We start from the raw sequence: 20,302 nt of genomic DNA, 5'->3' as shown, positions 1-20,302 counted from the left end.
ACCAGCATTATTATGAATAGGAGGGAACCATCTTGCTGAAGATCGGCGATATTGAAATGAAAAACCAAGTCGTGCTCGCCCCAATGGCGGGTGTGTGCAATCCGGCTTTCCGGCTGATTGCCAAGGAATTTGGAACAGGGCTTGTCTGTGCAGAGATGGTTAGCGATAAGGCGATCATTCACGGCAACAAGCGCACACAGGAAATGCTGTTTGTCGATGAGCGCGAAAAGCCGCTGAGCCTGCAAATTTTTGGCGGCGACCGCGAGTCCCTCGTGGAGGCGGCCAAGGTCGTCGACCAGGATACTGATGCCGATATCATCGATATCAACATGGGCTGTCCGGTGCCAAAAGTGACGAAATGCGATGCGGGTGCGCGCTGGCTGCTGGACCCGAATAAAATTTTTGAGATGGTGTCCGCGGTGGTGGCGGCCGTCAGCAAGCCGGTTACGGTAAAAATGCGGATCGGCTGGGATAGCGACCATATATATGTGATTGACAATGCCAAAGCGGTGGAGGCGGCGGGCGGCAAAGCGGTCAGCGTGCACGGCCGGACTCGGGAGCAGCTGTATACCGGCAAGGCGGACTGGAGCTACATCCGGCAGGTCAAGGAAGCCGTGTCGATCCCTGTCATCGGGAACGGCGACGTGGTCACGCCGGAGGATGCCAAACGCATGCTGGACGAAACCGGCTGCGACGGGGTGATGATCGGACGCGGAGCGCTCGGCAATCCGTGGATGTTGTACCGTACGGTAGAATATCTCAAAACGGGCGTACTGCTTCCGGAGCCGGACGCTCATGAAAAAATCCGGATCGCCATCCTGCATATGGACCGTTTGGCCGCGCTGAAAGGCGAGCATGTGGCCGTTCGCGAAATGCGCAAGCATTTGGCCTGGTATTTGAAAGGGCTCAAAGGTTCGGCCCGCATCAAGGATCTCATCATGGAAGAAACCCGGCGTGATGAAATGGTCCGGATTCTTGAGAATTTTGTCGCCGAATTGTCCGAGGCCGCGTCCCGTGAAGAGGTTTCGGCTTAAACTTATGCTTTCCGGGGCTGAATTGGCGAACAAGTGAAGCGAACGTTTTTAAAACGTTTACATTTGTAAAACCTGGTGTCATTGACATTTGGGAATCGTTCACCTATAATTTCACAATATAAAATTCGCCTCAGGAGTTAACTGCCACAACGTGCAAAATGTGGTGGTCTGACCATTCCATAAGATCGCATAAGATATACTCGGATGATGCTTGCACGCACATGGATGTTGCCAGAACGGAAGAGGCAGGGCGCCTTACGCCAGGTGCAAAAATTATTTCCATGACAGGAGAATCGGTTGAGATGAGTGATAAAGAAGTAATTCTTACCCAAGATGGTCTTAAGAGACTGGAAGAAGAATTGGAAAACCTAAAGTCCGTAAAACGCCGCGAAGTGGCGGAGCGGATCAAGGTTGCGATCGGGTACGGGGATATCAGTGAGAACTCGGAGTACGAAGACGCCAAAAACGAGCAGGCCTTTATCGAAGGGCGTATTATTACCTTGGAGAAAATGCTGCGCAACGCTCGGATCATCAATAATGATGAAATTGACACGGATACGGTCAGCATCGGTTCGATCGTAACGGTAGAGGATCTGGAGTTCGGCGACACGATGGAATATACGATCGTCGGGACGGCGGAATCCGATCCGATGCAAAACAAAATTTCCAACGAAAGCCCTGTAGGCAAAGCGATTCTCGGGAAGAAAAAGGGCGCAATCGTCGACGTCAACGTCCCGGCGGGCGTGATTCAATACAAAATTGTGGATATCAAGAAATAAAGCCGGAATTAGCGACGAAAGAAGCTTCCCCCGCGGAAGCTTCTTTCACTGTTTCCTCTGGCCGTTACCAAATATAAGTTTCTTTTAAGGAGTGGAGCGATAGGCATGAGCGAGGAACTCAACAATCAGGAAACCGTAGAGGTTAGCGAACTGCTGCAGATTCGCCGCGATAAATTGGACGAGCTGCGCGGACTCGGAATCGATCCTTTTGGCAAAAAATACGAACGCACCGCGATGGCCGGAGACATTATCCAGGACTATGACGGGCTTTCCAAGGAAGAGCTGGAGGAAAAGAACGTAGAGGTGTCGGTCGCCGGCCGGATTATGGCAAAACGCGTTATGGGGAAAGCCAGCTTTGCGCATATTCAGGACCTGTCCGGCAAAATTCAGATTTATGTGCGTCAGGACAGCGTACCTGAAGACAAATATGCGGCGTTTAATATTCTCGACCTAGGCGATATCGTCGGGGTAACCGGGGAAGTATTTAAAACCAAAACCGGAGAGACAACGATTAAGGTAAAAAACTTGGAGGTACTGTCCAAATCGCTTTACCCGCTGCCGGATAAGTATCATGGCTTGAAGGACGTCGAGCTGCGTTACCGCCAGCGTTACGTCGATTTGATCGTAAACCCGGAAGTACAGCAAACCTTCATTAAACGTTCGCGGATCATTCAATCGATGCGGCGTTACCTGGATTCGCTCGGCTATCTGGAAGTGGAAACGCCAACCCTTCACAACATTGCCGGCGGAGCCGCAGCCCGGCCGTTTATTACGCATCATAACGCCCTGGATATGCAGCTGTACATGCGGATCGCCATCGAGCTTCATCTAAAGCGGCTTATTGTCGGCGGTTTGGAAAAGGTGTATGAAATCGGCCGCGTATACCGCAATGAAGGGGTTTCGACACGCCACAACCCTGAATTTACAATGATCGAATTGTATGAGGCTTATGCCGACTACAAGGATATTATGGCCCTGACCGAAAATATGATCGCGCATATCGCCCAGGAAGTGTTGGGAACGCAAGTGGTTCACTACCAGGGACATGAGGTCAATTTGGCTCCGCAGTGGCGCCGCGTTTCGATGGTCGATGCGGTTAAGGAGGTTACCGGCGTTGACTTCGGCGTGCAAATGAGCAATGAAGAGGCGCATCGTTTGGCCAAGGAGCATAAAGTTCCGGTCGAGCCGCATATGACGTTTGGTCATATTTTGAATGCGTTCTTTGAGCAATTTGTCGAGGAAACGTTGATCCAGCCTACGTTTGTTTACGGGCATCCGGTGGAAATCTCCCCGCTGGCCAAGAAAAACGAACAGGATCCGCGTTTTACCGACCGTTTTGAATTGTTTATCGTTGCGCGCGAGCATGCCAATGCGTTCACCGAGCTGAACGATCCGATCGACCAGCGTCAGCGCTTTGAGGCTCAATTGCTGGAACGGGAAAAAGGGAACGACGAAGCTCATGAAATGGACGAAGACTTTATTCGTGCATTGGAATACGGAATGCCGCCAACCGGCGGGCTTGGCATCGGGGTGGACCGCCTTGTTATGCTGCTTACCGATTCGGCTTCCATCCGTGACGTGCTGCTGTTCCCGCATATGCGTTCCGAGGTTTAACCGGTTTTTGATTTTAAGTAGATCAGAAGAAGCTTGGCTGGAGCCGAGCTTCTTTTTTTGGAGCGGCGGCGTATGGATATATTTGCATGTATAAAAAAGACCGGAAATAGGTTGCGCCGTTTCGAAAAAGGTGGTATATTATAAATCCGGTCGTTATTCGTAAGCATTATGACAGTCAGCTAAGAAATTGCAGAAAAAAATAATGCTTGCATTATAACGCCGGACGTGATAAGATATAAAAGTTGTCGCCGAGAGATCGGTTGAAGACGACAAAATGTTGATCTTTGAAAACTGAACAACGAGTGAGTATTAAATGAGAATTAAAATTCTCGTCAGTAACTGATTGAGCTAATCGCTCTTTCGAATAAACTTGGATGATTCGTTCATTCAACCTTTATTGGAGAGTTTGATCCTGGCTCAGGACGAACGCTGGCGGCGTGCCTAATACATGCAAGTCGAGCGGACCTGATGGAGTGCTTGCACTCCTGATGGTTAGCGGCGGACGGGTGAGTAACACGTAGGCAACCTGCCCGTAAGACCGGGATAACTACCGGAAACGGTAGCTAATACCGGATAATCAAGCCTCTCGCATGAGAAGCTTGGGAAAGGCGGAGCAATCTGTCACTTACGGATGGGCCTGCGGCGCATTAGCTAGTTGGTGGGGTAACGGCTCACCAAGGCGACGATGCGTAGCCGACCTGAGAGGGTGAACGGCCACACTGGGACTGAGACACGGCCCAGACTCCTACGGGAGGCAGCAGTAGGGAATCTTCCGCAATGGACGAAAGTCTGACGGAGCAACGCCGCGTGAGTGATGAAGGTTTTCGGATCGTAAAGCTCTGTTGCCAGGGAAGAACGTCCTGTAGAGTAACTGCTACAGGAGTGACGGTACCTGAGAAGAAAGCCCCGGCTAACTACGTGCCAGCAGCCGCGGTAATACGTAGGGGGCAAGCGTTGTCCGGAATTATTGGGCGTAAAGCGCGCGCAGGCGGCTGTTTAAGTCTGGTGTATAATCCTGGGGCTCAACTCCGGGTCGCACTGGAAACTGGACGGCTTGAGTGCAGAAGAGGAGAGTGGAATTCCACGTGTAGCGGTGAAATGCGTAGAGATGTGGAGGAACACCAGTGGCGAAGGCGACTCTCTGGGCTGTAACTGACGCTGAGGCGCGAAAGCGTGGGGAGCAAACAGGATTAGATACCCTGGTAGTCCACGCCGTAAACGATGAGTGCTAGGTGTTAGGGGTTTCGATACCCTTGGTGCCGAAGTAAACACATTAAGCACTCCGCCTGGGGAGTACGGCCGCAAGGCTGAAACTCAAAGGAATTGACGGGGACCCGCACAAGCAGTGGAGTATGTGGTTTAATTCGAAGCAACGCGAAGAACCTTACCAGGTCTTGACATCCCTCTGACCGCTGTAGAGATATGGCTTTCCTTCGGGACAGAGGAGACAGGTGGTGCATGGTTGTCGTCAGCTCGTGTCGTGAGATGTTGGGTTAAGTCCCGCAACGAGCGCAACCCTTGACTTTAGTTGCCAGCAAGTAAAGTTGGGCACTCTAGAGTGACTGCCGGTGACAAACCGGAGGAAGGTGGGGATGACGTCAAATCATCATGCCCCTTATGACCTGGGCTACACACGTACTACAATGGCCGGTACAACGGGAAGCGAAGGAGCGATCTGGAGCGAATCCTAGAAAAGCCGGTCTCAGTTCGGATTGCAGGCTGCAACTCGCCTGCATGAAGTCGGAATTGCTAGTAATCGCGGATCAGCATGCCGCGGTGAATACGTTCCCGGGTCTTGTACACACCGCCCGTCACACCACGAGAGTTTACAACACCCGAAGTCGGTGAGGTAACCGCAAGGGGCCAGCCGCCGAAGGTGGGGTAGATGATTGGGGTGAAGTCGTAACAAGGTAGCCGTATCGGAAGGTGCGGCTGGATCACCTCCTTTCTATGGAGTACCTCGTTCCTGTTACGGAACGGTACAAATACAAAATCAGGTCTTAGGCCTGTTACTCACTCGTTGGTCAGTTTTGAGAGTTCAACTCTCAAGCTTATCCTTCCAACACTTGCCGGTTGAACGGTAAGGCAGGAAATGATAAGATATTCTTCCGCCGGTAAAACGGCGAAGAAACTTGATCCTTGAAAACTGGATAACGAAACGAAATTTGCGTTTTAGAACAATCCTTTTAGCTGAACTTGTGTCAACACAAGTGAAGATATTAGTGGTTTGATATTTTCCTTCGGGAAAAATCATGGTTAAGCTACTAAGAGCACACGGAGGATGCCTAGGCGCTAGGAGCCGAAGAAGGACGTGGCGAACAACGAAACTGCCTCGGGGAGCTGTAAGCAAGCATCGATCCGGGGATGTCCGAATGGGGAAACCCGGCTGGGGTAATACCTAGTCACTCATCACTGAATCCATAGGTGGTGAAGAGGCATACCAGGGGAACTGAAACATCTAAGTACCCTGAGGAAGAGAAAACAATAGTGATTCCGTCAGTAGCGGCGAGCGAACGCGGATTAGCCTAAACCGAAGAGCTTGCTCTTCGGGGTTGTGGGACGTCTCACATGGAGTTACAAAGGCGGAGGTTAGACGAACAGGTCTGGAAAGGCCGGCCAGAGAAGGTAAAAGCCCTGTAATCGAAAGTCTCCGCCCTCCGAGACGGATCCCGAGTAGTGCGGGGCACGTGAAACCCCGTATGAATCCGCCAGGACCATCTGGTAAGGCTAAATACTCCCTAGCGACCGATAGTGAAGCAGTACCGTGAGGGAAAGGTGAAAAGCACCCCGGAAGGGGAGTGAAAGAGAACCTGAAACCGTGTGCTTACAAGAAGTCAGAGCCCTCTATATGGGTGATGGCGTGCCTTTTGTAGAATGAACCGGCGAGTTACGTTTGCAAGCAAGGTTAAGCTGAGAAAGCGGAGCCGCAGCGAAAGCGAGTCTGAATAGGGCGAATTTAGTTTGCAGGCGTAGACCCGAAACCGTGTGATCTACCCCTGTCCAGGGTGAAGGTGCGGTAACACGCACTGGAGGCCCGAACCCACGTACGTTGAAAAGTGCGGGGATGAGGTGGGGGTAGCGGAGAAATTCCAATCGAACTCGGAGATAGCTGGTTCTCCCCGAAATAGCTTTAGGGCTAGCCTCGGTGTGACAGTCGTGGAGGTAGAGCACTGATTGGGTGCGGGGCCCGCAAGGGTTACCAAGCTCAGTCAAACTCCGAATGCCATAGACTGATTCACCGGGAGTCAGACAGTGAGTGCTAAGATCCATTGTCAAAAGGGAAACAGCCCAGACCATCAGCTAAGGTCCCCAAGTGTGTGTTAAGTGGGAAAGGATGTGGAGTTGCACAGACAACCAGGATGTTGGCTTAGAAGCAGCCACCATTTAAAGAGTGCGTAATAGCTCACTGGTCGAGTGACTCTGCGCCGAAAATGTAACGGGGCTAAACACACCACCGAAGCTATGGCTTGAATCGACTTCACTGCTTCTTTGAGGCGGTGATAACCAGGTACATTTTTGCCGAAAGCAACCGATGAATATTGTTCAAAGGTTTCGGCCAAATGCACCTCGGGGTTAAACACAGGACTTCGAAGCAGGAGTGAAGTCGATTCAGGGGTAGGGGAGCGTTGTATGAGGGTTGAAGGTGTACCGGAAGGAGCGCTGGACTTCATACAAGTGAGAATGCCGGTATGAGTAACGAAAAGATCAGTGAGAATCTGATCCGCCGAAAGCCTAAGGGTTCCTGAGGAAGGTTCGTCCGCTCAGGGTAAGTCGGGACCTAAGGCGAGGCCGAAAGGCGTAGTCGAAGGACAACAGGTTGAAATTCCTGTACCACCGTAATCCGCTATGAGCGATGGGGTGACGCAGGAGGGTAGTGACGCGGGGCGATGGAATGCCCCGTCCAAGCAGTGAGGCTGGTGTGCAGGCAAATCCGCACACTATAAGGCTGGGCTGTGATGGGGAGGGAAAATTTACAGTACCGAAGGTCATGATCTCACACTGCCGAGAAAAGCCTCTAGCCAGGAGAAGGTGCCCGTACCGCAAACCGACACAGGTAGGCGAGAAGAGAATTCTAAGGCGCGCGGAAGAACTCTCGTTAAGGAACTCGGCAAAATGACCCCGTAACTTCGGGAGAAGGGGTGCCCCGGTAGGGTTTATAGCCCGAGGGGGCCGCAGTGAAAAGGCCCAAGCGACTGTTTAGCAAAAACACAGGTCTGTGCGAAGCCGCAAGGCGAAGTATACGGGCTGACGCCTGCCCGGTGCTGGAAGGTTAAGGGGAGCGGTTAGGAGTAATCCGAAGCTGTGAACCGAAGCCCCAGTAAACGGCGGCCGTAACTATAACGGTCCTAAGGTAGCGAAATTCCTTGTCAGGTAAATTCTGACCCGCACGAATGGCGTAACGACTTGGGCGCTGTCTCAACGAGAGATCCGGTGAAATTTTAATACCTGTGAAGATGCAGGTTACCCGCGACAAGACGGAAAGACCCCATGGAGCTTTACTGCAGCTTGATATTGGACTTTGATACGATTTGTACAGGATAGGTGGGAGCCTAAGAAGTGGGAGCGCAAGCTTCCATGGAGGCGCCGTTGGGATACCACCCTGATCGTATCGGAGTTCTAACCCGGTACCGTAAGCCGGTACGGGGACCGTGTCAGGCGGGCAGTTTGACTGGGGCGGTCGCCTCCTAAAGAGTAACGGAGGCGCCCCAAGGTTCCCTCAGAATGGTTGGAAATCATTCGCAGAGTGCAAAGGCAAAAGGGAGCTTGACTGCGAGACTGACAAGTCGAGCAGGGACGAAAGTCGGGCTTAGTGATCCGGTGGTACCGCATGGAAGGGCCATCGCTCAACGGATAAAAGCTACCCTGGGGATAACAGGCTTATCTCCCCCAAGAGTCCACATCGACGGGGAGGTTTGGCACCTCGATGTCGGCTCATCGCATCCTGGGGCTGAAGTAGGTCCCAAGGGTTGGGCTGTTCGCCCATTAAAGCGGTACGCGAGCTGGGTTCAGAACGTCGTGAGACAGTTCGGTCCCTATCTGTCGTGGGCGCAGGAAATTTGAGAGGAGCTGTCCTTAGTACGAGAGGACCGGGATGGACGCACCGCTGGTGTACCAGTTGTTCCGCCAGGAGCACAGCTGGGTAGCTAAGTGCGGACGGGATAAGCGCTGAAAGCATCTAAGCGTGAAGCCCCCCTCAAGATGAGATTTCCCAATTAGTAAGACCCCTTGAAGACGACGAGGTTGATAGGCCTGAGGTGGAAGTGCAGCAATGCATGGAGCTGACAGGTACTAATCGGTCGAGGGCTTATCCAAAACTCTACCCACCAAAGTGACGTGAAGCTTCGAAGCTGAGTCCGAGTACTTTGGCGGGGCCCGGAAAGGCAAACGCAAATTTGTTTCGTATCCAGTTTTCAAGGATTAACCTTGAATCGTTTGGTGGCGATGGCGGAGGGGTTCCACGCGTACCCATCCCGAACACGACCGTTAAGCCCTCCAGCGCCGATGGTACTTGGACCGAAGGGTCCTGGGAGAGTAGGACGCCGCCAAGCGATGAAGAAGAGCACCGCCGATCACTCGGCGGTGTTTTTTGCATTGTCGGAATGCCGCTGCGGGATGATTCAGTCCGTTAGATTTTATAACATGCGCGAAAAAGGACATTTGCGATAAGAATACCGCACAGCCCCGGAAGAGAGCACGGCTGAATCCGTCGGCTGTGCTTTTATATTTACTGGCCGCTGCTTACGATTTTCGTGCATACCATATCTATACTACGGAAGTACCGCCACTAAATTAGAACGGATATGAAAAATCAGTTAAAATATTTTGCATGAGACCGTATCGATTACCGCTCATATTTCGTTTATAACGGTGAACAGCAAAATCAATAAATATAGATTGGTCAACTGTCGGAAGGTTTTAGGGCGATGTATGGGCAGGAGGTGTTCTAACATGCGTAAAGATGCTGCAGAGCGGGAGGAGCGCAAAACGGCCAGGGCTGCCGGGGTTTCTGAAGGAAACGGGAAAGCCGAGAAAGCCGGAGAAGGGCCCGATTTTCCAGAGTGGATCGACGCTCATCAAAAGGCGTTGCGCAGCTATTGCCGCGCTTTAGCAGGGTCGGCGTGGGAAGGCGATGATCTGGCACAGGATACGTGGCTGAAGATTTGGTCCTCCTTGCGGAATCAAGGGGATCGCATTCGGCTCACACGCGCTTATTTATACAAAGCGGCCAGAAATACCTGGATTGACCGCGGTCGCAAAAAAATGCTCCCGGCACAGCCGATGCTCGTGGAGGAACTGCCACAGCGGCAGTTGGATGAGACCAGCGTTTGGGCGGCGATGGAGACTTTGGTCAGCCAGCTGCCGCCGAATCAACGGACCGCGTTGCTGTTGGTGGATGTTTTGCAGTATACGGCAGCGGAAGCGGCCCAATTGATTCAGTCAACGGAAGGGGCCGTCAAGGCGGCGCTGCATCGGGCCCGTACGAAACTGCGCAACGGTCTGCTTCAATCGCGGGAAGGCGAAGAGCAAGGAAAAGCGCGCGCTTTTTCGGAACGGCAAAACGATGCAGGAGCGCATGAAGCGGTGGTGTATGCCTATTTGGACGCATTTCGCCGTCAGGATGCCTCTGCATTGGCCATGTTGTTCAACGAGCCTCGTCCTGAAAACCTTGTTCCAACCTTAACGTTGCAGTCATATCGCCGTAACGCGGCAGCCCAACCGGGCACGCGGACGGCGAAGCCGGTTAAGAGCCAATGGATGAAGACAGTTGCGGCTTGACCCAATTAAGGAGGTACCTTATGAGCTCGGTAATTCCATATGTCATTGAACAGACGGATCGCGGAGAGCGTTCTTACGACATTTATTCGCGTCTCCTAAAGGACCGGATTATTTTCCTCGGTTCGGAGATTGACGATCAAGTGGCCAACAGCATTACGGCGCAGATGTTGTTTTTGGCGGCTGAGGATCCGGAGAAGGACATCCATTTTTATATCAATAGCCCGGGCGGTTCGACTTCAGCGGGTTTTGCGATTTACGATGCGATGCAGTACGTGAAGCCGGACGTCCAGACCATTTGCGCCGGTTTTGCCGCTTCCTTCGCGGCTATTCTGCTATTGGCCGGAGCCAAAGGAAAACGCTTCGCCTTGCCGAATAGCGAAATCATGATCCACCAGCCGCATGGCGGCGTAAAGGGGCAGGCGAGCGACATTGAGATCAGCGCGCGGCGGATTTTGCGTATCCGCGAGAGATTGAATACCATTGCCGCCGATTGCACAGGCCAGCCTCTGGAGAAGATCGAGAAGGATATGGACCGGGATTATTTTATGACCGCGGAAGAGGCCAAGGCCTACGGGATTATCGACCAGGTGATTTACAGCGAGAACCGCAAACCGTAAGCGGCCGGACATGTGCTGTACCTGACCATGTGCGGACCGGGCCGAACTTAGGCCGAATAAAGAACAAAAGGACGGGAGCCGATAACGGCCCCGTTCTTTTGTTTTGAAGCCGGAAGAATCGGAATCCCCGGTTTAGGGCAGAAATACAGTGGACGGAAGCTGCGTTTTTTGGCCGTGTTCGTGTCCCAAAGACAATTGTTTCCCCACGGGAGCCCTTTGGAGATTTGGCTTTGCTTTTCCTTGACAGCCTATAGGGCCTTTGCTAAGATTGCAATAATATATTTTCGTAAGGGGCTTTCCGGTCTTGATATATAAGGGTGATCCCAAGCACGAGATACCGCTTCAGGCGGTTCTTGTTTTAGGTAAGGGTACACGCAGACGTCTTTAACCGGGCTTACTTAGGAAATCGGCCATCATCAAACAAAATCATTAAAGGAGGATCTTTAAGGTGTGGGAAAGTAAATTTGATAAGGAAGGCTTAACGTTCGACGATGTGCTTTTGGTTCCGCGCAAATCGGAGGTACTGCCTAAAGAGGTCGACGTATCCACTAAGCTGAGCGACAAGGTGAAGCTGAACATTCCGCTGATCAGCGCAGGGATGGACACGGTGACGGAAAGCGCGCTGGCGATTGCGATCGCGCGGGAAGGCGGCATCGGGATCATTCACAAAAATATGCCGATCGAGCAGCAGGCAGAGGAAGTGGATCGGGTTAAACGCTCCGAAAGCGGCGTAATCACCAATCCTTTTTCGCTTACGGCAAACCATCTTGTATCCGATGCAGAAGCGGTTATGGGGAAATTCCGGATTTCCGGGGTGCCGATCGTCGATGATGAGCATAAACTGATCGGGATTTTGACGAACCGGGACTTGCGGTTTGTGCATGATTACAATATCAAAATCAGCGAGGTTATGACCCGCGAAAATCTGGTTACCGCTCCGGTCGGAACAACGCTGCAGGAGGCTGAAGTGATCCTGCAGAAGCATAAGATTGAGAAGCTGCCTTTGGTCGATGAGAACAATGTACTGAAAGGCCTCATTACCATTAAGGATATCGAAAAAGCGATCCAGTTCCCGAACGCGGCCAAAGACGCTCAGGGGCGCCTGCTTGTCGGCGCGGCGGTGGGCATTTCCAAAGATACGTTCGAGCGGACCGATGCGTTGGTCAATGCCGGCGTTGACGTCATTACGGTCGATTCGGCGCACGGCCACCATATCAACATCATCGATGCGGTCAAAGAGCTCCGCAAACGTTATCCGGACCTGACGATCATCGCCGGGAACGTCGCGACCGGAGATGCCACCAGAGCCCTGATTGAAGCGGGGGCATCGGTGGTGAAAGTCGGGATCGGTCCGGGGTCCATCTGTACGACCCGGGTCATCGCCGGCATCGGCGTGCCGCAGATCACGGCCGTATACGATTGCGCAACGGTAGCCCGCGAGTACGGTGTGCCGATCATCGCTGACGGCGGCATCAAATATTCCGGAGAAATCACGAAGGCGATCGCCGCGGGCGCGCATGCCGTGATGCTGGGCAGCTTGTTTGCGGGAACGGAAGAGAGCCCCGGCGATTCGGAAATTTATCAAGGGCGCCGCTATAAGGTGTACAGAGGCATGGGTTCGATGGGCGCGATGAAGCAGGGCAGCAAAGACCGCTACTTCCAGGATGACGACAAGAAGCTTGTTCCGGAAGGCATCGAGGGACGGGTTGCCTACAAAGGTCCGCTGTCCGACACGATCCATCAGCTGATCGGCGGGCTGCGTTCCGGCATGGGCTACTGCGGCACTAAAAATCTGGACGAGCTGCGGAACGATACGCAATTTATCCGAATTACGGGAGCCGGCCTCCGCGAAAGCCACCCGCACGATGTGCAAATCACGAAGGAAGCGCCGAACTACTCGCTATAAATCTATCGGCTCTATCTCCATTCCACAATCTACCAAGGCAAGCCAGGCAATTTCGCCGGGGCTTGTCTTTTTTTGCGATATCCCCTGTGATAGAATAGAAAAAGTAAATGAAAGAGAATATGAGGGGAGCTTTAAGGGCATTGAAACACAAACAATCAAAACGTAAGACAACATCATCCAAACGGCGTTTCCTGCGCAAAAGCGTAGCGTCTGTATTGCTGCTGAACGCACTGTGCTTCTCTTTGGTGCCGGCCATGGCGCTGGCGGAAGGAGAACAAACGGAAGCAACTTCTACCAAACCTGCGGCAGTGCCATCTGCGACCACCTCAATTCCTTCCGTGGAATCCTTAGACCTTAAAGTAAGATCCGCCGTTTTATTGGAGCCCGTATCCGGGCAAGTGCTGCTGAGTGTCAACGGCGATGAGGCGTTGCCGCCGGCCAGCATGACCAAAATGATGACCGAATACATTGTTGCTGACCTCGTGAAGCAGGGTAAATTCAAATGGGACGAAGTGGTAACGGTAAGGAAAAATGCCGCAAACACGATCGGCTCGCGGATTTTCCTGGCTGAGGGGGATCAGCATACGATAGAAGAGCTGTATACCGCCATGGCCATCGCATCGGCGAATGACGCTACGGTGGCGCTTGCCGAGCATGTTGCCGGTTCCGAGCAGGCATTTGTTAAAATGATGAACGACGAAGCCAAACGGATGGGCATGACCCATACCCATTTCGCCAACTCCACCGGTCTTGACATTAAGGACATGCCCAAGGAATTTCAGCCGACCGACGGGAAGGAAACCGCCATGTCCGCCATGGATGCGGCGATCCTGGCCAAGTATATCGTAACCGACCATCCGGATTTCAACCGTTTTACCACCATTCAAAGCAAAAAGTTCCGGGCCCGCGACACCGCACCGATGGTGAACCTGAACTGGATGCTGGAAGCGAACAAGAACATTACAAACTTCAAGCAATATGCTTATGAAGGCCTGGACGGCCTGAAAACCGGCCATACCTCCAAAGCCGGCAACTGCTTTACGGGAACGGCTGTGCGGAACGGCATGCGGTTAATCAGCGTCGTCATGGGCGCAGACGCCAAATCGGAGTCCGCGCGTTTCGTCGAAACCCGCAAAGTGTTGGATTACGGCTTTAATAACTTCGAGACCAAACAGATCGTTCCTCCGAAAGCGACTGTGACTGGTACGGAGACGGTAATCGTAAACAAAGCGAAAAACACGAAAGTACCTGTGGTTACCGATCAAGCCGTCAGCTTTGTAGTGCCGAAAGGGGCGGATACAAACGCCGTTCAAGCGAAAGTGACGCTGGACGATGCCGCCAGCCTGACCGCTCCGCTGAAGCAGGGGACAAAGGTGGGGACGGTTACTTATTCCTTTAAGGCTCCAGGGATGGAGCAAACGTTGGAGAAAACCGTCAACCTGATTACGGCCCAGGACACGGAGAAGGCCGGCTGGTTCACCTTGATGATGCGGGCAATCGGCGATTTTTTCAGCGATCTGTTCAATGGGATCAAGAATCTGTTCTAGACCCGAAATTCCGAGTAAGTGAGTTGTATATTTAAAGGGAATATTGTAAAATATCAAGTTAGATTATTATCGGGGGGTTGGACATGGAAACAGGAACATCGCGTGTCAAGAGAGGCATGGCCGAGATGCAAAAAGGCGGCGTCATCATGGACGTTATGAACGCCGAGCAAGCCAAGATCGCCGAAGCGGCCGGGGCTACCGCCGTCATGGCGCTGGAGCGGGTTCCTTCGGATATACGGGCAGCCGGCGGCGTCGCCCGGATGGCGGACCCGACGATTATCGAAGAAGTAATAAAGGTCGTTTCCATTCCGGTCATGGCGAAAGCCCGGATCGGTCACTACGTAGAAGCGAAAGTTCTTGAATCGCTGGGGGTAGACTACCTGGACGAGAGCGAAGTGTTGACCCCGGCGGACGAAGTGTTTCATATCGATAAACGGGATTTCACCGTACCGTTCGTTTGCGGCGCGAAAGACCTTGGCGAAGCGCTGCGCCGAATCAGTGAAGGCGCGTCTATGATCCGTACGAAGGGTGAACCCGGTACCGGGAATATCGTGGAAGCCGTTCGTCATATGCGTCTGATCAACAGCCAAATCCGTAAAGTCCAAAACATGTCCAAAGACGAACTGTACGCGGAGGCCAAAAACCTGGGCGTATCGTACGACTTGCTCCTGGAGGTTCATGAAAACGGCAGGCTGCCGGTCGTGAACTTCGCCGCCGGCGGCGTGGCGACCCCGGCCGACGCCGCGCTGATGATGCATCTGGGCGCGGACGGGGTGTTCGTCGGTTCGGGTATTTTCAAATCGGACAATCCGGAGAAGTTTGCCCGCGCGATCGTCGAGGCGACGACGCATTACACGGATTATAAGTTGATTGCCGAAGTATCCAAAAACTTGGGCACGCCGATGAAGGGGATTGAGATTTCCAAATTGTCCGCTGCGGAACGGATGTCGGAACGCGGCTGGTAATAGGGTCCGGAAATAGCGAAGGAAGCGGTCCTCACCTACCCCGGCAAATCCGTTTGATGGCCGGGGTGTACATAGTTTTGGCTGCGGAAAGAAAGAAGGATTGCCATGAAGGTAGGAGTGTTGGCGCTGCAGGGCGCCGTAGGGGAGCATATTCGGAGCTTGGAAAGCGCCGGGGCCAGCGGGACGGCCGTGAAGCGGACCGAGCAGCTGAGCGAACTGGACGGACTCATCATTCCGGGGGGCGAAAGCACGACGATCGGCAAACTGATGCGGAAATACGGATTTATAGAAGCGATCCAAGACTTTTCCCGGGAAGGCAAACCTCTGTTTGGCACCTGCGCCGGTCTAATCGTGATGGCCAAGGAAATCGAAGGCGGGGAAGAATCCCACCTCGGTTTAATGGATATCAAGGTATCGCGGAACGCTTTCGGACGCCAGCGGGAGAGCTTTGAGACGGATTTGGAGGTCAAGGGTCTTGATGCTCCGCTGCGGGCCGTATTTATTCGCGCACCGCTGATCACCGCGGCAGGACCGGGCGTTGAAGTATTGTCGACGTACAAGGACGAGATCGTCACGGCCCGTCAGGGGCATTTGCTCGTTTCGTCCTTTCACCCGGAGCTGACCGACGACTTCTCGCTCCATGCTTATTTTGTTGAAATGATCAAGCAGACGAAGCGGCCGTAGACAGGGACCTTGACTCCTTTGATGGGTCGAGGTTTTATCTGTTTGGGATCACAAAAACCGCCGGCCGGCGTTTCCATCTATCCATAGCAGCCTCCCTTCGACGGATGATTCTTGAGGTAGGCAGGCCTGCAAAGGGATGAATCTAGGAGGGACTACTCATGTTGGATGTAAAAATAATGCGAAACGATTATGCACGGGTTGAAGAAGCCTTGAAAAACCGGGGGAAATCGCTGGAGCTCATCTCCGGTTTTCAGCCGCTGGACGAGAAACGCCGGGAGCTGCTTCAGGAGAGCGAATCGCTGAAGAACCGCCGCAATACGGTGTCCGCCGAAGTGGCGCAGCGGAAGAAGAACAAGGAGAATGCCGACGAGTTGATCGCGGAAATGCGCGAGGTCGGGGACCGGATCAAGGAGCTGGACGAGGAGATTCGGACGCTCGAGGCGCAGATCGATGAATTGATGTTGGCGATTCCGAACATTCCGCACGCGAGCGTGCCGGTGGGCGCTTCGGAGGAGGAAAACGTCGAGGTTCGCCGTTGGAGCGAGCCGCGGGCATTTGATTTTGCTCCGAAAGCCCATTGGGACGTGGCGGCCGGGCTCGGCATTCTCGATTTTGAAGCGGCGGCCAAGGTCACCGGATCGCGGTTTGCTTTTTACAAGGGCCTCGGGGCGCGCCTGGAGCGGGCGCTGATCAGCTTCATGATGGATTTGCACAGCAATGAACATGGCTATGAGGAAATGCTGCCGCCGTACATTGTAAACCGCGACAGTTTGTACGGAACGGGGCAGCTTCCGAAGTTCGAAGAGGACCTGTTCAAGCTGCAGGGGACCAGCGATTACTATCTTATCCCTACGGCGGAAGTGCCAGTGACAAACTATCATCGCGATGAGATTCTGAATGCGGAAGACCTTCCGCGCAACTATGTGGCCTACAGTTCCTGTTTCCGTTCGGAGGCAGGCGCTGCGGGCCGGGATACGCGCGGATTGATTCGCCAGCACCAGTTCAACAAAGTGGAAATGATCAAAATCGTGCATCCGGATACGTCCTACGATGAGTTGGAGAAGATGACCGCCAACGCGGAGCGCGTGCTGCAGCTGCTTAAATTACCTTATCGCGTGCTGGCGTTGTGTACGGGCGATCTTGGCTTTACGGCCGCCAAAACGTACGATCTCGAAGTGTGGCTGCCGGAGAGCGGCATGTACCGCGAAATTTCCTCCTGCTCCAATGTCGAGGATTTTCAGGCTCGCCGCGCCAATATCCGGTTCCGCCCGGAGCCGAAGGCCAAACCCGAATTCGTGCATACCCTGAACGGCTCGGGGCTGGCGGTTGGACGCACCGTTGCCGCGATTCTGGAAAACTACCAGCAAGCGGACGGCAGCGTGGAAATCCCGGAAGTGCTGCGGCCTTACATGGGTAACATTGAGAAGATTACCAAGCGTTAACGGCTTGCGAATCGGCAGGCAATGTGGTAGAATCTGATTTGTTACCCAAATCGGATTCACCTTTACGGAGAGGTACCGAAGCGGTCATAACGGGGCGGTCTTGAAAACCGTTAGAGTGCAAGCTCACATGGGTTCGAATCCCATCCTCTCCGCCATACATACCATGCAGTTTGCAAGAGAGCAGCGATGCTCTCTTTTTTGCATAATGCAGAGGGTTTCATCACAAATTAACCCTACATCGATAATGAAGGGAAGGACTTGCGATGACGAAACCGCAAACGTATCAAACTTCGGCCGGCAACGGACCGGAAGACAACCCGCGCCGCGAGCGGAAACAGGGGGGACCGGAGCCGCTGTCCGGGTCCAAGAAAGTAAAGACACAGAACCACGTCAGCCATAACAATCCTGAAGGATAAGTAGGATAAGTCTGACCCGGAAACATCACGACCTCAGCCCAAGGCTGAGGTTTTTTAAACATTATTGGTTCAACCTAATCATCAGTGCTTGACAGTCAAGCCTACAACAGACCGTGGCCTGGAACGAGGCTCGCTATCCGGAGGCTTTGCACGATTATCCCGTTTGACCAGGTGACTTGGCTTCCTGAACTTAGACGTTATCTGCGGAAAACAGAGGTGGCAAAATCTAACGGACTGAGTTGATTTTATTTACCAAGAATCGGCTCGGGTGAACTGGTTTAGAGCAAAATAACGTCAGTTGGGCCCCATTTAGGCTGGGAAAATACCCGGCAGCAACTGGACGGATAAGGTCGCCAGCGGTGAGGTTTTTCAAATTTAAAATTGCATGAAAAGCAAGACATGAAGCATAAAAACATGCAATAATAAAGATAGGGTGTCCGTCCGGTTTCAAGAAATGGATCAATTAGGAGTGGAGATGAAAGAAAAGATATTTTACCGAAAGGATCGTGATGCGATTGAACGCCATAAACCCAAGCAATATGACTTCCTCGGGCTTGCCGCAGCAAATTCGGCAGCATAAACAGAGAACGGTCAAAAGTATACTGTTTCGGACCATGTTCATTGTGATCGGAGCGATTATCGTTTCCGTAGCGCTTGAGCTGTTCCTGGTGCCCAACAAGATCACGGACGGCGGAATTACGGGCATCTCCGTCATGTCTTCATATTTATCGGGTTTCCCGCTGGGTATTTTTCTATTCCTCTTTAACCTCCCCTTTCTCATTGTCGGCTATAAGCAGATCGGCAAAACGTTCGCCATATCCACGCTGATCGGGATCTCCGTCATGTCGGCCGGAACGGCGCTGCTGCATCCCGTTCAAGCATTTGTGAGCGATACTCTGCTGGCATTCGTGTTCGGCGGCATTTTGCTCGGCCTCGGAACCGGGATCGTGATCCGTTTTGGCGGATCCTTGGACGGAACCGAAATCGTCGCTATATTAATCTCCCGCAAAACTCCTTTTTCCGTAGGCGAAGTCATCATGTTTTTCAACTTCTTCATTTTGCTAAGCGCCGGATTTGTATTCGGCTGGGAACGGGCTTTATTCTCATTGCTGGCCTATTATATTGCCTATAAAACGATCGATATCGTCGTGGACGGCTTAAACGAATCGAAATCGGTTTGGATCATCAGCGACCAGATTGACGAAATCGGGGACGCCATTTTGAGCCGCTTGGGCCGGGGCGTGACGTATTTATCGGGCGAAGGCGGATTTTCCGGAGATCCGAAAAAGGTCATCTTTTGCGTGATTACCCGCTTGGAGGAAGCCAAGTTGAAGGAAATCGTAAATCATTACGACGAAAACGCCTTTTTGGCGGTCGGGAATATCCATGACGTGAAGGGCGGACGTTTCAAGAAAAAGGCCATCCATTAATTTGGTAAAAAAACTTCCGATTCGGGTCCAAATGGGATATGATGTGTGAGGAATCGAGAATAAGGTTGGACGGGGAGATTGTATGTTTCAAAAACGGTTTTACGTGTCTATACTGTCTGTACTGCTGGTCATATTGTCGGTAGTTGCCATATTGTCCGGATGCACCGCCACCGCCGAGAAGGAACCGAAGGAAGCGTTAAGCAGGGCGGCTCTGCAGGCGCTCGGCATGGATTCTTTCGTCCTGGAGAACCGCATCAAAATTTCGGGTCTGTCCGTTAACGCGGCATCTTTGAATCCGAATCTCGTTGCGGTCCTCTCGGCGCTTTCCGACGCTGAAATCAACATACGACAGATTTACCGCAAAGACCCACTGCAAACCGAAGGACAACTGGAAATCAAACTGGCCGGTAAAGCGGCCGCAACCATTACCGTTCCGTTCGTGATGACGAAGGAGAAGCTGTATTTGCAAGTTCCAAACGTTCCGTTTTTGCCGATGCCGAAGTCCGTTACGGGGCAATTCGTCGAGCTGGATTGGAAAGAGCTGGCGAAGCAGAGCGGCTATGGGTTCGGCCCGGATCTGCTCGATCCGGAGAAGTCGCAGAAGCTTGGCGCGGATTTGATGACGGCGGTACTTGGGCAGTTTGAGCCGGACAAATATTTTAAAACGATGAAGCCCGAGGAAGCGGAGCTGCCGGAAGGCATCAAAGCAAAACAGGTCGTCCGGTTTGAAGCAACGAACGATACGGATGCGGAGGCGGCCGCAAAAGTTATCCACAATGTGCTGCCGAAAGTCTTCGATCATCTGCAAATTCACCGGTTTACCGTGAATACGGCGATCGATGGGAATAACTTTCCCGTTTATCAGACGCTTATTGCCGACGTGGAGTTCAACGATGCGCAAACGAATGACAACGTAAAAATGGCGCTGCAGTCGACCAGTACCTATAGCCATATCAACGAAAAGCCGGAGTTTGAAATCGGCATCCCGGCCGGGACGATGACGCTGGCTAAGTTTAAGGAAGAGATGCGAAGCTTCGGCTATTGATATTGATGGAATCATATAAACGAAGAAACCTCCAGAACCCCTTATT

The 20,302-nt window shown here is 52.7% G+C and carries 13 protein-coding genes, 1 tRNA gene and 3 rRNA genes; all 17 read left to right on the top strand.

Annotation, left to right across the window (positions count from 1 at the left end):
• The first annotated feature begins 32 nt into the window (after positions 1-32).
• Positions 33-1,034 carry a tRNA dihydrouridine synthase DusB gene (gene dusB / locus NYE74_RS02735; RefSeq protein WP_036618063.1) on the top strand — a complete coding sequence of 334 codons (1,002 nt, stop codon included), beginning with the start codon at positions 33-35 and terminating at the stop codon, positions 1,032-1,034.
• A gap of 302 nt (positions 1,035-1,336) precedes the next feature.
• Positions 1,337-1,813 (top strand): transcription elongation factor GreA, encoded by a 477-nt coding sequence (gene greA, locus NYE74_RS02730; RefSeq protein WP_036618060.1) that lies wholly within the window; start codon positions 1,337-1,339, stop codon positions 1,811-1,813.
• 105 nt (positions 1,814-1,918) lie between these two features.
• Positions 1,919-3,427, top strand: a complete 1,509-nt coding sequence (lysS, locus tag NYE74_RS02725; RefSeq protein WP_036618058.1) for a lysine--tRNA ligase — start codon at positions 1,919-1,921, stop codon at positions 3,425-3,427.
• Between the two features lie 394 nt (positions 3,428-3,821).
• Positions 3,822-5,375, top strand: a 16S ribosomal RNA gene (locus NYE74_RS02720).
• 306 nt (positions 5,376-5,681) lie between these two features.
• Positions 5,682-8,740, top strand: a 23S ribosomal RNA gene (locus NYE74_RS02715).
• A 119-nt stretch (positions 8,741-8,859) separates the two neighbouring features.
• Positions 8,860-8,976, top strand: a 5S ribosomal RNA gene (gene rrf / locus NYE74_RS02710).
• The 16S, 23S and 5S rRNA genes sit together here, the layout of an rRNA operon.
• Before the next feature lie 400 nt (positions 8,977-9,376).
• A complete protein-coding gene (locus tag NYE74_RS02705) occupies positions 9,377-10,204 on the top strand; it encodes an RNA polymerase sigma factor (RefSeq protein WP_170180062.1) in 828 nt (275 codons plus the stop codon).
• A 20-nt stretch (positions 10,205-10,224) separates the two neighbouring features.
• Positions 10,225-10,821, top strand: coding sequence for an ATP-dependent Clp endopeptidase proteolytic subunit ClpP (gene clpP / locus NYE74_RS02700; protein ID WP_036618054.1), 597 nt, complete (start codon positions 10,225-10,227; stop codon positions 10,819-10,821).
• A 448-nt stretch (positions 10,822-11,269) separates the two neighbouring features.
• Complete coding sequence (gene guaB / locus NYE74_RS02695) at positions 11,270-12,727, top strand: IMP dehydrogenase (protein ID WP_036618052.1); 1,458 nt, start codon at positions 11,270-11,272, stop codon at positions 12,725-12,727.
• Positions 12,728-12,846: 119 nt separating this feature from the next.
• A complete protein-coding gene (locus tag NYE74_RS02690; protein ID WP_036627191.1) occupies positions 12,847-14,274 on the top strand; it encodes a D-alanyl-D-alanine carboxypeptidase family protein in 1,428 nt (475 codons plus the stop codon).
• An 83-nt stretch (positions 14,275-14,357) separates the two neighbouring features.
• Positions 14,358-15,239, top strand: coding sequence for a pyridoxal 5'-phosphate synthase lyase subunit PdxS (gene pdxS, locus NYE74_RS02685; RefSeq protein ID WP_036618050.1), 882 nt, complete (start codon positions 14,358-14,360; stop codon positions 15,237-15,239).
• A gap of 105 nt (positions 15,240-15,344) precedes the next feature.
• A complete protein-coding gene (pdxT, locus tag NYE74_RS02680; protein WP_036618048.1) occupies positions 15,345-15,923 on the top strand; it encodes a pyridoxal 5'-phosphate synthase glutaminase subunit PdxT in 579 nt (192 codons plus the stop codon).
• A gap of 158 nt (positions 15,924-16,081) precedes the next feature.
• Positions 16,082-17,365, top strand: coding sequence for a serine--tRNA ligase (gene serS, locus NYE74_RS02675; RefSeq protein WP_036618047.1), 1,284 nt, complete (start codon positions 16,082-16,084; stop codon positions 17,363-17,365).
• Positions 17,366-17,431: 66 nt separating this feature from the next.
• Positions 17,432-17,520, top strand: a tRNA-Ser gene (locus NYE74_RS02670).
• Between the two features lie 108 nt (positions 17,521-17,628).
• Positions 17,629-17,781 (top strand): small acid-soluble spore protein P, encoded by a 153-nt coding sequence (locus tag NYE74_RS02665; protein WP_082207596.1) that lies wholly within the window; start codon positions 17,629-17,631, stop codon positions 17,779-17,781.
• 614 nt (positions 17,782-18,395) lie between these two features.
• A complete protein-coding gene (locus NYE74_RS02660; RefSeq protein ID WP_227872979.1) occupies positions 18,396-19,211 on the top strand; it encodes a YitT family protein in 816 nt (271 codons plus the stop codon).
• An 82-nt stretch (positions 19,212-19,293) separates the two neighbouring features.
• Positions 19,294-20,256 carry a hypothetical protein gene (locus NYE74_RS02655; protein ID WP_124333511.1) on the top strand — a complete coding sequence of 321 codons (963 nt, stop codon included), beginning with the start codon at positions 19,294-19,296 and terminating at the stop codon, positions 20,254-20,256.
• The last annotated feature ends 46 nt before the right edge of the window (positions 20,257-20,302 follow it).

This window comes from Paenibacillus sp. FSL P4-0127 (genome assembly GCF_038007325.1).
Classification (GTDB): domain Bacteria; phylum Bacillota; class Bacilli; order Paenibacillales; family Paenibacillaceae; genus Fontibacillus; species Fontibacillus macerans.
Note: the sequence above shows the minus strand (reverse complement) of the source record. Positions and strands in the feature narration are given on the sequence as shown.